We start from the raw sequence: 13,511 nt of genomic DNA on the forward strand, positions 1-13,511 counted from the left end.
GAGACAATACAATGGAACAGAAAACTAGAAGAGTCGTAGTAACCGGAATGGGGACTGTCAATCCTTTGGGAAAGCGTGTCGAGGAGTTCTGGGCAAATATACAAAAGGGCGTATGCGGGATTGGGCCTCTGACCAAGTTCGATACTACCGATTATCCGGCAAAGATAGCCGGTGAAGTAAGGGATTTCGATCCCTCCGACCTTCTCGACCGTAAAGAGACCAGAAGTATGGCCGACTTTACCAAGTTCGCCGTCTATGCGGCGGTGCAGGCTATGGACCAGGCGGGCTTGCAACCGGGCGGGTATGATCCAGACCGTGCCGGGGTATACCTGGGTAACGGTATCGGGGGATTCGAAGTAGTTGAGGAAAACCTCTACAAGCTGTATGAACGCGGTCCCCATGCCGTGGCCCCGCTTACGATTCCCAAGCTTATCTCCAATGAGGCAGCCGGGAATATTGCCATCCACTTCGGATTCCAAGGCCCCTGCAAAACTACGGTGACTGCCTGTGCCTCAGGTACCGATGCCATTGGCGATGCTTTCAATGCAATACGGTTTGGCCTTAGTGATGTGGCTATCAGCGGAGGCACGGAAGCCGCCATAACAAAGCTTTCGGTTGCCGGTTTCTGCCGTATCCAGGCACTTGCCACCAAATACAATGACACCCCTGAGAAAGCAAGCCGTCCGTTCGACAAGGACCGCGATGGATTTGTAATCGGAGAAGGAGCCGGAATTTTGGTTTTGGAATCGTTGGAGCATGCGAAAAAACGTGGGGCTACCATCCTTGGCGAGATTGCCGGCTACGGCATGACGTGTGATGCCTACCATCTCACGGCCCCGAACCCCAATGGGGACGGAGCTGCAAAAGCTATGCGCAATGCATTACAGGTTGCAGGTAAAAACCTTGAGGATGTCGATTATATCAACGCCCATGGGACATCTACCTCAGCCAATGACTCAATGGAAACCAAAGCAATCAAGCAGGTCTTCGGTGACCATGCCTACAAACTGAAGGTTTCCTCAACGAAGTCAATGACTTCCCATCTGGTTGCCGCAGCAGGAGCTGTGGAGGCTATTGTATGCCTGCTTGCTATCAGGGACCAATATTTTCCCTGTACGATCAACCAGGAGACAGCGGATGAAGAATGCGACCTTGACTATGTACCAAACCAAGGTAAAAATGGACTAATACGTTGTGCAATGAGCAACTCGCTCGGGTTTGGCGGGCACAACGGGGTTTTGGTCTTTACACGTTATGAAGAAGGAGAATCAGATGAGCGATGAGTTTGAGCCTTTGGAGCAGTTAATACCCCATAGAAGCCCGTTTCTGTTTGTAGATGAATTGATAGAGTGTGACAATGACCATACAGTCGGCCAGCGTTTATTCACCGAGAAGGATTTCTTTTTCGAAGGACATTTTCCCGGGTACCCGGTGGTACCGGGAGTAATTCTGGTGGAGACAATGGCCCAATGTGGCGGAGCAGGATTGGTACAGGCTGGTATTCTCCCCCATGGGGCATTCTTTGTACTGGGAACAGTAGATAAAGCAAAGTTTCGCAATTTGGTTCGCCCAGGCGATACTATTCGCATTGAGGTGCAGAATGTCAGGGTATCACTGAATATGGTCCGCCAAAGCGGTGTTATCACAGTCAATGGGCTCAAGGCTGCAGAAGCCTCCTGGATGTGTATCGTAGGTAAGGGAAAAGACTCAAACTAAGGAATAATACTGTGATAATTACTAAGAAAGTACTGCGAAATGTCTCTTTGACTGCACATCCACAAGGGTGTGCCCAGTATGTACAAGACCAGATTGATTGGGTGCAAGCACATGCTCATGCTTCCCTAGATTCCCGTTACCAAAAATGTGATGACCTGAAGCTTCCCCGGCGGATTCTGGTTCTCGGGGGTTCAACGGGTTATGGGCTTTCCTCCCGGATTGTAGGGGCCTTTGGCTCCGGGTCCGATACTATCAACGTATCGTTCGAGCGTGAGCCGTCACAGACAAAGACGGCCACCCCGGGCTGGTACAATACGATGGCCTTCGAGAAAAGGGCAAAAGAAGCGGGGCTCAAGGCCGAATCAATTTTCGGCGATGCGTTTTCTGACGAGACCAAGCAGAAAACCGGGGCCTTGATCAAGTCTCTGTTTGGGCAGGTAGATCTGGTTATCTATAGCCTTGCCTCCCCCTTGCGTACCGATCCAAAGACAGGGACAACCTATCGCTCGGTACTCAAACCTCTGGGAAAACCTTTCTCGGCCCTTTCTGTGGACATGGATTGTGATGTCGTGAAGATGGCAACCATTGAGCCTGCAGAAGGCACCCAGGCTGAAGAGACAGTCCACGTAATGGGCGGAGAAGACTGGGCTCTCTGGATTGAATACCTGATGCAGGAAAACCTCCTAGCAGAAGGTGCGATGACCGTTTCCTATTCCTACATCGGCCCTAAGATTACCTACCCTGTCTACAGGGAAGGTACTATCGGGAAGGCAAAGGAAGATTTGGAAAAGACTGCTGCCGAACTGACAAAGAAGTTACAACAGATACAAGGCAAGGCTTATGTGTCTGTCAACAAGGCGTTGGTTACCCGTGCAAGTGCTGTCATCCCTGTCGTTCCCCTCTATATGGCAATTCTCTATCAGGTTATGAAAGAGAGAGACCTCCACGAACACTGTACCGAACAGATTTACCGGCTCTTTACCGAAAAGCTGTTCAGCGGGAAGCAGATCCCTACCGACGACGAAGGCCGTGTGCGGGTGGACGACTGGGAAATGCAGGATGATATCCAAGCCGAAGTCGAACGCAGATGGGCCCTCCAGAAAGAAGGCGAACCGCTCAAGGATGCAGACATTGAAGGGGTCAGGAAGGAATATGACCAGATCCATGGCTTTGGGTTCGATTCCATCGATTACGAGAAGGATGTAGATCCCAGGGATATCTACTAAAAGAACAGGCTGATTTATCTGTAGATACCGAGCAGGCAAGGTCTTTGAAAACAAAGGCGTTGCCTGCTCTTCTCATAAAAGCCCAAAACTCTTCAGCAATGTATAAGGGATACTTTGCCCTGAACAATTGATTCAGCCTAGAATGGGACAATGTATCGTAACCTGTTATTTTCCTTTCAATTGCTCCTTGGTGATGGCAGAAAAGAATTCCTTGCCCCAGATATCCAAGACCGTGGGATTAGGAATAAAAGGGCTTACATCCTGTTTTACTGTTTGGAAATCAAGCAAGTCGAACCGGTCGAGAAGCTTTCTTTTTACTAGTTCCAGGGTTAAGGATTCTTCATTGAGCCAATGCCCTGACTGTCGCATTCTTTGTTCAAGATGGTAGAGATTTACAGGAATCCCTTCTGCCAGATACCAGACATAATTGTAGAAATCGCGTTCGATCAAGACAACCGGCCTCAAAACCATAGTGGATCCAGCTCGTTCTCTGTAAAGTTCCAGAATCCCCAGGGCTTGGTTGCAAATCTCAAAGAAATACTTTCCCCAGGTTCACCATACTGGTACTTAAAGGTTTGTTGAATATCCCTTCGTGCAGCTTACTATCATAACCAAGCCGTACAAGTAGCATGCACTGGTTCCAATGTTTCCCATTCCAAGTCTGCCATCCCTTCTCGAACATAGGCTCTGCAAAGGAGGACATAGGGGCTTTGCAACATTTCCAACCAAAAAAACAGTTGCCAGATACATAGCTGTACTGAGGACCTATTGCTCCCTGTCAGATATGGAGAGGACAGAAAAAGGGCCTTTCCTGCTTGAGGATAGGCCCTTTTCCTGTATACCGGTTCCCTTACATCGAAACCCGGTTTCTTCCCGAATTCTTAACAATATAGAGGGCACGGTCTGCAGCCTCAATCATTTCCTTCTCATACTCAGCATCAAGTTCAGGGAACGAGGCTCCCCCGATACTGACTGTTACGTGAATGCTCTGTTCGCCGTAGCTGACCCGTTTCTCCTCAATCATACGCCTGATGTTTTCTCCCACATCCTGGGCGTCGGAGCGGGAGGCACCAAGGAGAACGAGCATAAACTCATCACCCCCGAGGCGGACAATGATATCGCCTTCCCTCAGTTGGCCCCGGGCAGTCATGGCTATGCTGCGCAAGACCCTGTCGCCAATTGAGTGGCCATAGGCATCATTGATCTGTTTGAAGTTATCGATGTCAATCATCATGAGACCAAGCGCGCCACCTTGCTTGACCGACCTGACAAATTCCTCATGGAGCCTGGACATTCCGAAGCGTCTGTTATAGACACCGGTGAGGGGGTCAACGGCAGCAAGTTTTTGTACCTGGTCATGGGCCATTGCATTATGCATTGCAAGGGCAAGACTCCTCCCAAACAAGTCAAGGTTCTCATACATTTCTTTTTCAAAGGGAACAGGAGAGGCCAAAACGATGACTCCCAGGCCAACCTGTTTATAGAGAACCGGTTCAACGATAATCTGTTGTGGATGGAATGAAGCAAGCACCCCATCAAGCATAATGTCTTTTGGGATGTCAATCAGGCTTCGCTTCAGAGTCCTGAGGGTATCGAGGACCAAGATATTCTCGCCAAGGGAATCGGCCTTTGTCAAACCGATTGAGCAACGAACTTGCATTTCCCCGTCTTCTTCCACCAAAATAGCCCCTGCAGGAGCCTTAACCATCTCCATGAGGGAGACCAAGGCAGCACGTGAAAGCTCATCGGTTTCAAGATGGCTACTCAGCATCTGGGTGTAGGTTCGGATATTCACCTCTGTCTGCAAAGACTTGGCAAGGGTATCGACAAGGCTGTTGAAGGAACGGGAACTGTCACCTAAGGCGTCTTCACTGTCTACAGGGATATGGCACTTCATGGGGGTACAGTCAAAAGCATCATTCTTACCGGCAAGGTCTTTCAGATGTCCTTCGATTTCCATCATATGATTGGAAAGATCTTTAATCCGAGAACCTACAATACGTTTCGCCAACTGGATATTCACAGCCCCGACACAAAGACCTGCTATCATACATACCAGAAAGAACCACCAACTCAATGCGATCGAAGAGGGGATCCCAAGCACCAACATAAAAAACGGGAAAATGATACCGACAAGCATTCCGAACCCCATCATCCAGATTGCCAGGTCGGAAAATACCTTTTTTGTCATTCTTATCATTGTATTTACTGCCTCATGATGACCCTAAAAGAGAAACACAGTTCTGTCAAGAGGATTTTTGCAACCTACACTTTTTCTCACATGAGGTACAAAAACAGGACTTAGTATCATATTTTTCTAAGTAATTGCCTAGAATCAAGTAACCCTGCGTATAGTACACCTGACTCTTGGTTATTACAGCAGGCCCCTAGGGGGCCAGACCAACCATGTGAGAGAAACAGATTCCTGTGGTTCTTTCTTTGAAACAGTGAGAATCCCTAGATTCCCACTGCCTTGGCAAGGATACCGACCACCGCGCCGATTGCCAGCAAAAGGATTGGTCCGACATGGATTCTTTTGCTGTCGAGTAGTATAAAAGCAATGACGAACACTACCAAGGCAAAAGGATCGAGGCTGCCAATCCCGGAGGTTATATGCCCTACTGAGAGCGCGAGCAAAACCAGCCCGGCACTAAAGATAGCCGCAACTACCACAGGCCTCATGCCGTCTAGGATATCTTTGAGCATTGTCTGCTTGCTATACTTCTCGTATAACCGGGCAAGAATTACCATAATAATGCAGGAAGGGAGGATATTTCCCAAAGTTGCGACTATCACCCCAAGGACCCCTGCTACTTTCATACCGACAAAAGTTGCAGAGTTAATGGCTATAGGACCTGGGGTCATCTCTGCAATGGTAACCAAATCGGCATATTCTGCCATAGTAAGCCAATGGTGAAGATCAACAGTCTGGGCCTGGATGAGGGGCATGGCGGCATAGCCTCCCCCGATACTGAACAAACCGATTTGAAAGAAGCTGGCAAATAGCTGCAAGAGGGTAACTACCATTATTTGACCTCCTTTCGCACGTTATAAAGGCTTACGAAGATAGAGAATAGCAGGCACACCACCATGACCAGCATAATATTCACTTTGAAAAAGTATAGGGCAGAGAACGAAGCTACCAGAACGGCTACCGGCAAAAATTTCTTTTTTACAAGAAGCGGTTTGGCCAAAGACCAGGTAACCTGCAATACGATGGCGGCAACCACTGCACGCATGCCGTGAAAAGCTGCAGCTATCCAAAGGTTCGACTTAACCGCTTCATAGCCCAGGCTTACCAGCGAAAGAATAAGCATAGGGGGCATGATAGTCCCAAGCGTAGCAACCAAGGCTCCCGGTAGCTTTGCCAAGTGGTAACCTACCATCAAGGAACCATTGACTGCAATGGGACCGGGACACGACTGGGCAATGGTCACGAAATCCATCATCTCTTCGTCATCTATCCATTTGAGTTGCTCGACCATTTTCTTTCTCATAAGGGATATGATGACAAATCCACCCCCAAAGGTAAAAGCACTGAGGACCAGCGTGGTCCAAAATAATTTTACATAAAAGCGCAGGTTTATCTCCGGTCTACCTTTCTTTGTTTTTAAATCATGTTGCACTTGAAGATGGCTCCCTATCAGTAGTTACTTTGTATTAATTTGTTGCCGGACAGTTCTCGCGACCTGTTCCAGCCTATGTATTGCATAGGGGAAGAACTGTTGCATCGAAGTGCAATATCTATAGGCCCCTTCATTACGGTACCGTTTACATCCTCCCCTGCAAAGCTTTTCCCACTGGCAGGTGCTACAAGCAAGGCTCTTGTTGGGAGAAGACTCAATGAACTGAAGCTCTTTTCTCTTAGCATCGAGATCAGTGATTGAGGAGGAAAGGATATTGCCCAGACAATAATCATCTACACAGAAGAAATCACAAGGATAGATGCTTCCGTCGCTTTCCGCTACATATTGCACAGAGCAGATGCCCGTCATATCACAGCTTTCCGGTTGAAACCCTACAAGCATGGAGACAAGGTTGTCAAAAAACCGTACCGACACTCCTTTTCCACCTGCAAGATTCTCATACCAGAGGTCGAAGAGTTGCATCAGAAACTTTGCATAGGAATCAGGAGAGAGGGAAAAAGAAGTTCCCCCCGGTTCTTCACCGAAAGGGTCCATGCAGGGAATATATTGCAAAAAAGGCAAACCATGTCCACTGAGATAATTCCACATAGGCCTGACGTTCTCTGCCATGGCAGGGGTCACCACTGAAAGGATGTTGAAGTCGACGCACTGTTCTTTTAAAAGGGAAATGGACTGTAGCACCTTTTGGGCAGTTCCCTCGCCTTTGGAATCCTTACGGTACAGATTGTGAAGTCGGGCATTGCCATCAAAGGAAACCCCGACAAGAAATCCGTTCTCCTTGAAGAATTCTGCCCAGGGGAGGTCTAGCGTGAGAGCATTCGTCTGGAAAGCATAGTTCACTATGCTGTGGGAGGTTTCATTCAACCGATTGACGGTTTCTACGAATCGCTTGAAAAAAGGAAGGCCGATCAACGAAGGTTCCCCACCCTGGAACATGAACGAACAACGCTCAGCCTCGCTCAGGCATTTTTCGATAAGCGATGCCATAACCTCATCGGACATAAACCCATGGAAGGGAATGTCGCGTTTCAATGCCAGGTCCTGGTAAAAGCAATAGGAACAAGCCAAATTGCAGGCAGACGAAGAAGGCTTGATCATCATGACTATCTGTTGCCTGGATTTTTTTACCAACTGAATAACTCCCTCTCCTTCGGATATCCACAACCATAGCAAAAAAGAAATATTAGTACAAACGGGGGAGACCGGAAAAACTACCTAATATCCTTGATGGAAGTCCCCTCATAGATATTCGGCGGGAAGACGTAGGAATAATCGTGCTCCTTGTAATTAGGGTCATTCACCATCTCAAGTATTTTCTTACCTACTTTCACTCCCATCTCAAACCCGGGATGGATGGAAGAAGTAATCCCTGTCTCTTCCCAATCGGTGTTGGAATAATCAAAACAAACCAGAGAATAGTCTCCCGGGATACTCTTGCCATTGAGTGCCATCATTTCCCTCACCATCTCCATAATCATGTAATTGCAACATACGATTGCAGTTGCCTTGGGAAGAGACTTGATAAAGCGCATGATACTCTTGGGAAAATTCTTTTTGTCATAAGTTTCATCAGAGATGCACCATTTTACGTATTTATCATCGAAAACAGCCCCATATTTGAGAAGGGACCGGACATAGCCCTTGTATTTCTCGATACCCTGATAGTTATCATACACAAAGATTCCCGCCACATATCGATGGCCACATTCGACAAGCTTGTGTATGAGGGTATCAGCACAGAGGGCATCATCGATGATAACCTTCGGGAATGGGGTATACATGTAATAGTTATTGAAAAATATTACCCTGATATCTTTTTCGTAGATGGTCGAATAGCAATCGAGATTGGAATTGAGGATACTAGCTTTTACCCCGTCAACGATAAGACCGTCAAAGCCTGTATAACATGACTCAAGGCATTTCCGTTCATTTGCAATCTTGTTATCGGTAATGAATATCTTCAGTTCCACTGAGTCAGTGTTGAGTATGTGTTTAATCCCCTGGACAATATTCGAGCTGGCATTGAAATCCTGCCCTTGGGCGATAAGCCCTATCTTGATTTTTTTATCCACACGGTAATAGTTGGCCGATAGGGCAATCGCCTTATGGAAAAACGTCCCGCTACCTTGAACCGAGTACAGATAGCCTTCCTCGGTCAGTTTTTTGATAGCGGTCCGCACCGTCTCCCTGCTGACGGAAAATTTACTGCACAAGAAATTTTCCGAAGGAATTTTCGTGTTCATAGTGAATTTTTTCTGGTCAATGTATGTTCTGATATAGGAATACACCATAACATATTTCTTTTCTCCGCCGGGGGTCACAGGCTCTCAATGCTCCTAGGATAGAATTCGGGGGTGCTTGTGTTCAACATTTGCTATCCATTGTAACAAATGCTCGCGCAACTCTTTTTTCTGTTTTGTATAGGTACTCTCATCGACTAGGTTTATTATCTGGTAGGGGTCTTTCTTCAGGTCATAGAGAAAGTCATCCACATATTCATCACTGTCGATGTATTTTCCACCATCCTTATGCGGGGCACAGACCGCGTAGGTGAAAAAAGGGGTCCTTATGCAACGGCCTACCCTGCTTTCGGAAATCTGGGCAAACACTTCGTTGACCCTAGTATCATCGGTTCCCTCAACCACGTCAAGGAGATTTTCCCCGAACATCGCAGAGCCTATATCTATGCCTGCGATTGAGAGGATCGTCTTGGGAAGACAGGCCGTACTGACAAGATCGTCTACAACCTTACCTCCATGATAAGCACCTCCGCGAATGACCAGAGGCACGTGCAAAGCCGAATCATGACAAGTCCGTTTGTAATCGTCGAATCCTTCGAGATGGGAATCCCTGTTCCTTGTCCTGAAATGGGACCCATGGTCGGAAGAATAGATAATGACCGTATTCTCATAGATACCCTGCTTTTTGAGAACCTCGAGAATCCTCCCAAGATTGTAGTCAACCCGTTCACAGGCACCGAGATAGTCGGGATACTCATCCAGATAATCGCCCTCGAAGGGAGCAAGGTCACCAGGGACCTCGAAATTCTTGAACCGTTGCCTGGATCCCAAAGGTCCTTGATAGTGTTTGCTGTCATTCTGGTGATGCGGCTCAATATGGGAGACTGTCAAGAAGAAAGGTTTTTCGCTTTGTCGTTTCTGCAGAAAATCGAGGGCAAAGTCTGTAATGCAATCTGCGCGATACCCCTCGAATTCCACCTTGTGCATATGCTCATCAAACACATAGCCGCCATAGCCATTAGAGGTGAATTCCAACACATCGGAAACCCTCCAGTACCCATTGTAACCACCTCTCCGTTCCAGAGGGACGGCCGAATGCTGGTAGTCAATGGCCGGTTGCTCCTCCAAATTGCCCTGGGAGGCAAGGTGCCATTTCCCCACATAGGCATTTTCATACCCTGCCTCCTGCATATAATTGGCAACGGTCTTTACATCCAACGGCAAGGCAATATTGTTACGAAAGCATCCTGTCTCAGTTGGATAAAGGCCAGTCTGGAACAAGGCCCGACAAGGCCCACAGACTGGTTGGGCCGTGAAAGCCTTGTCAAAACGGACCCCTTCCTCTGCAAGCTTATCTACATTTGGGGTTATTGCCAGCTTTTGTCCATAACACCCACAGGTATCGGCACGCTGCTGGTCAGAAAAATAAAAAATAATATTAGGCTTGTTCATGAATCGCTCCATTCTTTGTTTCTTTGATCTTTCCCCAGATGATGAGAATCAGGGCAAGGGCAATCAGGGTTAAAAATGCAATACTAATAGGAGACTGGGCAAAAATACCCCAGTTGCCATCGGACAAAAGCAAAGAGCGTCTGAAATTCTCCTCGGTAATTGCACCGAGGACCAAGCCAAGCAGGACGGGAATCGTCGAATAGTTCAACTTGTTAAGGACATAGGCTATCACTGCGAAAACCAAGGTCACATAGACATCAAACATCGAGGCTTTGACGGAATAGGCTCCGGCAAAACAGAAAATAACGATGATCGGGGTCAAAATCGAAATCGGTATCGAAATTATACGGGCAAACAACCTGGTAAGGAGTCTTCCCTGTAAAAACATGAAAATATTGACAAACACCAACCCGATCATGATGGCATACATGATTGCCCCATGGTCGACAAACAACTTGGGTCCCGGGGTAAGCCCGTTGATCATCAAAGCCCCAAGCATGATGGCTACAGAGCCATCACCAGGAATCCCTAGAGTCAACAAAGGAATGAGGGTTGCACCGGTGACTGCATTGTTCGCAGTCTCTGCAGCCGCTATGCCCTCGATTGAACCGTTGCCGAATTCCTCGGGATGCTTGCTCATCCTTTTTGCACGGTCATAACTGACAAAGGAAGCCATTGAGGCACCTGTTCCCGGAATGATCCCGATAATTATGCCAATGAGTGCAGAAAGCAAGGCAGGAGGAGTCATCCGCTTATAATCTTTTAAAGTTATCTTGTTCTCCTCGCTCTTCATGCTCGACATCGAGGGGCTACGAACCTGGTTGCTCCGTTTGCTTTTTCCCAGCACCTCGCTCAAGGCAAACAGACCGATGAGACAAATAACCAGATCAAAACCGGAATACAGGTTGATATTCTTGAAAATAAAGCGTGTATCACTGGTCATTGGATCAAGGCCAATCGTGGCAATGAACAGGCCGAAGGCCCCGGAAGTAATACCCGCGATAAGCGATTTTCCCGAAACCCCGGCTATTATCGTCAACCCGAAGGCACATACGAGGAAGTATTCAGGCGTTCCCATCTTCTGCGCAAACTTGCTTACCTGGGGAGCAAAGAACAGCAGGACAATTGCGCTGAGAATTCCTCCGAAGGTGGATGCCTGCAAGGCAATATTCAAGGCCTTCTTGGCCTGGCCTTTCTGTGTTAGTGGATATCCATCGAGCATAGTCGCCGTTGCATGGGGGGTTCCCGGAGTTCTGATCAGGATGGCCGAGATTGAACCTCCATAACTTCCCGCACAATAAATGCCAAGAAGGAACATGAAGGACTGGATAGGATCCATCGTGTACGTAAAAGGAAGAAATAGCACAATACAAAGTATCACCGTGAGTCCAGGAATCGCCCCGAACACCATCCCAAGCAGCAACCCGATATTCATCAGAACAAAGCTCGAGAGCTGGAACATCTGTTTGAAACCTTCAATAAATATGTCCATCTTAATACTTCCTAGGGCAACCGGACGTTCAGTACGAACCGGAAGATAATGCCAATCGCTATGGCAGAGGCAACGACGATAGTGTAATATTTCCAGTTTTTTACCCTGAAGTAATAGAGCATCAGAATGGAATAGATTACGGAACCAGCAATAAAACCGATTGTCTTCATCATTAAGGCATACAGCATGAGAAGGAACAACAGGATCAAAGCCTTGAGTTCGGTTAGCAACTCAAGCTCAAGTTTCTCGACGGGAATTTTCCTGATAAGCTTAACTCCATCTTTTATCAAAAGAACCGATGAACTGCCCAAAATAAGATAGGTTAAAATAGAAGGAAAGGTTCTGGCATTGATCGACATATTTGGCTGGATTTTTATCTGGCCAGGCATCAAAGCCAGTACTACGACAGAGAAAACAATAAAGACAATAGGTCCGACTATTGTAGGATAGAATCGAATTTTCCTGTCCTTGATACGTTCGGCAGTTGCATCGATTTTATGGTCCAACTTTTTTATAAATTCGATTACGGTACTCATATTCCACCTTTTCAGCAAGATGGGGCTACAACAGCCCCATCCCTTCTTTTCCCAATACTTAGATATTTGCTTTTACAATCTTGGTGACGGAATCGATATGGGCATTGATCTGCTGGAGATCCATGGGGTCAATTTCAATCATGAGGGTCTTGTAGAAAGCAACAACCTCAGGTTTCTGTAAAATGGCCAGATAGGCATTGCGTACCTTGTCGATAACTTTCTGATCAGTACCTTTGCGGGCAAGGATAAAACATCTGTTGCGGAAATAGGCAGTGTAGCCGTATTCGCCGACGCCTTTCACGTTCTTGAATACTTCGTTGTTTACCCCCTGCTTGTCAAACACTACAACAGGACTCAGGATTCCAGCTTCAACACTGCCTTTGGCCTGGGACTGATGGGAAATGGCAAACGAGGTCTCACCCTTGGCAGCTGAATCGAGTGCAAGGTTTGCACCGTTATAACTGATAAGGTCGAGTTCCAGGCCAAGTTCCTTGAAAAGGGCTTTGGCCAGGAAAGCTTCAGAGCCTGCAATACCGTTTACAGCTACCTTTAGTCTCTTACCCTTGCCATAAGCCTTGAGGGAATCGAGATCAGTAATGCCAAGCTTGGCATCGGCAGTCATGACAAAGATGGAAGAATACAAGTTAATGATTGGGACATAGTCATCATAGGTGAACTGAAGGGCTTCCGATCCTGCTACGTTCGGAGCGATTGAAAAAGCACCTTCTGCACCAAAGATAAGCGTGGTGGAATTAGGTCCATTCTTGAGGTAATTGGTCAAAGCAACATTACCGCCTGCTCCCAGTTCATTGGTTGCAAGGATCGGTTTTCCCAGTTGCTCGACACCAAAAATAGATGTTTTTCTATTTACAATATCAGCAACACCACCGACAGCCCAAGGACAAACTACGGTAATCGCATCCTGGGGCCAAGCATCAACATTTGAAGATTCCGCTTTTCCCTGGGAAAATGCAGAACCGATTGCCAAAAGGGCAATAAGGAGAACAAGAATAATCTTCTTCATAAGAGAACCTCCGTTTTGTAATTCATGTTTTTCCCAGTATATGGCAGCATTCTCATTGTACAATACAATTTTTCTCATTTCACATACAAAGTTGTATGGCTATAGGGAAAAACAATACAACCTGTATTCTTACTAAGTATTGGTCCCAGTGAAAATAAACTGTGACAGGGTAAGACAA

13 protein-coding genes are annotated in these 13,511 nt (G+C 47.0%); 3 read left to right on the top strand and 10 right to left on the bottom strand.

The window, feature by feature from the left end:
* The first annotated feature begins 11 nt into the window (after nucleotides 1-11).
* The 3 genes from fabF to fabV are packed head-to-tail and all read left to right on the top strand — an operon-like array spanning nucleotide 12 to nucleotide 2,942.
* The gene (gene fabF / locus SPIGRAPES_RS07400) at nucleotides 12-1,283 is read left to right on the top strand and encodes a beta-ketoacyl-ACP synthase II (RefSeq protein WP_014270150.1); all 1,272 of its coding nucleotides are present in this window, start codon (nucleotides 12-14) and stop codon (nucleotides 1,281-1,283) included.
* Nucleotides 1,273-1,716: a 3-hydroxyacyl-ACP dehydratase FabZ gene (fabZ, locus tag SPIGRAPES_RS07405; RefSeq protein ID WP_014270151.1), complete on the top strand. Its 444-nt coding sequence runs from the start codon at nucleotides 1,273-1,275 to the stop codon at nucleotides 1,714-1,716. Before fabF ends, fabZ begins: the two co-directional genes overlap by 11 nt.
* 11 nt (nucleotides 1,717-1,727) lie before the next feature.
* The gene (gene fabV / locus SPIGRAPES_RS07410; protein ID WP_014270152.1) at nucleotides 1,728-2,942 is read left to right on the top strand and encodes an enoyl-ACP reductase FabV; all 1,215 of its coding nucleotides are present in this window, start codon (nucleotides 1,728-1,730) and stop codon (nucleotides 2,940-2,942) included.
* Between the two features lie 165 nt (nucleotides 2,943-3,107).
* Here the strand turns inward: fabV and SPIGRAPES_RS07415 are convergent, their stop codons facing one another.
* From SPIGRAPES_RS07415 to SPIGRAPES_RS07465, 10 genes are all read right to left on the bottom strand, one after another.
* On the bottom strand, nucleotides 3,108-3,413 hold the full coding sequence (locus SPIGRAPES_RS07415) for a hypothetical protein (protein WP_050805756.1): 306 nt from the start codon (nucleotides 3,411-3,413) through the stop codon (nucleotides 3,108-3,110).
* 379 nt (nucleotides 3,414-3,792) lie between these two features.
* Complete coding sequence (locus SPIGRAPES_RS07425) at nucleotides 3,793-5,142, bottom strand: sensor domain-containing diguanylate cyclase (RefSeq protein ID WP_014270153.1); 1,350 nt, start codon at nucleotides 5,140-5,142, stop codon at nucleotides 3,793-3,795.
* Nucleotides 5,143-5,399: 257 nt separating this feature from the next.
* Entirely contained in the window at nucleotides 5,400-5,969 is a 570-nt protein-coding gene (locus tag SPIGRAPES_RS07430) for a chromate transporter (protein ID WP_014270154.1), read from the bottom strand.
* Complete coding sequence (locus SPIGRAPES_RS07435) at nucleotides 5,969-6,568, bottom strand: chromate transporter (RefSeq protein ID WP_014270155.1); 600 nt, start codon at nucleotides 6,566-6,568, stop codon at nucleotides 5,969-5,971. The genes SPIGRAPES_RS07430 and SPIGRAPES_RS07435 overlap by 1 nt, the downstream gene beginning before the upstream one ends.
* A 24-nt stretch (nucleotides 6,569-6,592) precedes the next feature.
* Nucleotides 6,593-7,720, bottom strand: coding sequence for a radical SAM/SPASM domain-containing protein (locus SPIGRAPES_RS07440; protein ID WP_050805757.1), 1,128 nt, complete (start codon nucleotides 7,718-7,720; stop codon nucleotides 6,593-6,595).
* An 80-nt stretch (nucleotides 7,721-7,800) separates the two neighbouring features.
* Nucleotides 7,801-8,880, bottom strand: coding sequence for a GntR family transcriptional regulator (locus SPIGRAPES_RS07445; protein WP_050805802.1), 1,080 nt, complete (start codon nucleotides 8,878-8,880; stop codon nucleotides 7,801-7,803).
* Between the two features lie 45 nt (nucleotides 8,881-8,925).
* Complete coding sequence (locus SPIGRAPES_RS07450; protein ID WP_014270158.1) at nucleotides 8,926-10,281, bottom strand: sulfatase family protein; 1,356 nt, start codon at nucleotides 10,279-10,281, stop codon at nucleotides 8,926-8,928.
* Nucleotides 10,268-11,773, bottom strand: coding sequence for a tripartite tricarboxylate transporter permease (locus tag SPIGRAPES_RS07455; RefSeq protein WP_014270159.1), 1,506 nt, complete (start codon nucleotides 11,771-11,773; stop codon nucleotides 10,268-10,270). Before SPIGRAPES_RS07455 ends, SPIGRAPES_RS07450 begins: the two co-directional genes overlap by 14 nt.
* An 11-nt stretch (nucleotides 11,774-11,784) precedes the next feature.
* Nucleotides 11,785-12,309: a tripartite tricarboxylate transporter TctB family protein gene (locus SPIGRAPES_RS07460; RefSeq protein WP_014270160.1), complete on the bottom strand. Its 525-nt coding sequence runs from the start codon at nucleotides 12,307-12,309 to the stop codon at nucleotides 11,785-11,787.
* 58 nt (nucleotides 12,310-12,367) lie between these two features.
* The gene (locus tag SPIGRAPES_RS07465) at nucleotides 12,368-13,333 is read right to left on the bottom strand and encodes a tripartite tricarboxylate transporter substrate-binding protein (RefSeq protein WP_014270161.1); all 966 of its coding nucleotides are present in this window, start codon (nucleotides 13,331-13,333) and stop codon (nucleotides 12,368-12,370) included.
* Nucleotides 13,334-13,511: the final 178 nt, after the last annotated feature.

The sequence above is a fragment of the Sphaerochaeta pleomorpha str. Grapes genome (assembly GCF_000236685.1).
Classification (GTDB): domain Bacteria; phylum Spirochaetota; class Spirochaetia; order Sphaerochaetales; family Sphaerochaetaceae; genus Sphaerochaeta; species Sphaerochaeta pleomorpha.

Coding starts and splice junctions, on each gene's coding strand:
- SPIGRAPES_RS07465 (WP_014270161.1), bottom strand. CDS start 13,333: ATGAAGAAGATTATTCTTGTTCTCCTTATTGCCCTTTTGGCAATCGGT.
- fabF (WP_014270150.1), top strand. CDS start 12: ATGGAACAGAAAACTAGAAGAGTCGTAGTAACCGGAATGGGGACTGTC.
- SPIGRAPES_RS07415 (WP_050805756.1), bottom strand. CDS start 3,413: ATGGTTTTGAGGCCGGTTGTCTTGATCGAACGCGATTTCTACAATTAT.
- fabZ (WP_014270151.1), top strand. CDS start 1,273: ATGAGCGATGAGTTTGAGCCTTTGGAGCAGTTAATACCCCATAGAAGC.
- SPIGRAPES_RS07460 (WP_014270160.1), bottom strand. CDS start 12,309: ATGAGTACCGTAATCGAATTTATAAAAAAGTTGGACCATAAAATCGAT.
- SPIGRAPES_RS07450 (WP_014270158.1), bottom strand. CDS start 10,281: ATGAACAAGCCTAATATTATTTTTTATTTTTCTGACCAGCAGCGTGCC.
- SPIGRAPES_RS07445 (WP_050805802.1), bottom strand. CDS start 8,880: ATGGTGTATTCCTATATCAGAACATACATTGACCAGAAAAAATTCACT.
- SPIGRAPES_RS07425 (WP_014270153.1), bottom strand. CDS start 5,142: ATGATAAGAATGACAAAAAAGGTATTTTCCGACCTGGCAATCTGGATG.
- SPIGRAPES_RS07430 (WP_014270154.1), bottom strand. CDS start 5,969: ATGGTAGTTACCCTCTTGCAGCTATTTGCCAGCTTCTTTCAAATCGGT.
- SPIGRAPES_RS07455 (WP_014270159.1), bottom strand. CDS start 11,773: ATGGACATATTTATTGAAGGTTTCAAACAGATGTTCCAGCTCTCGAGC.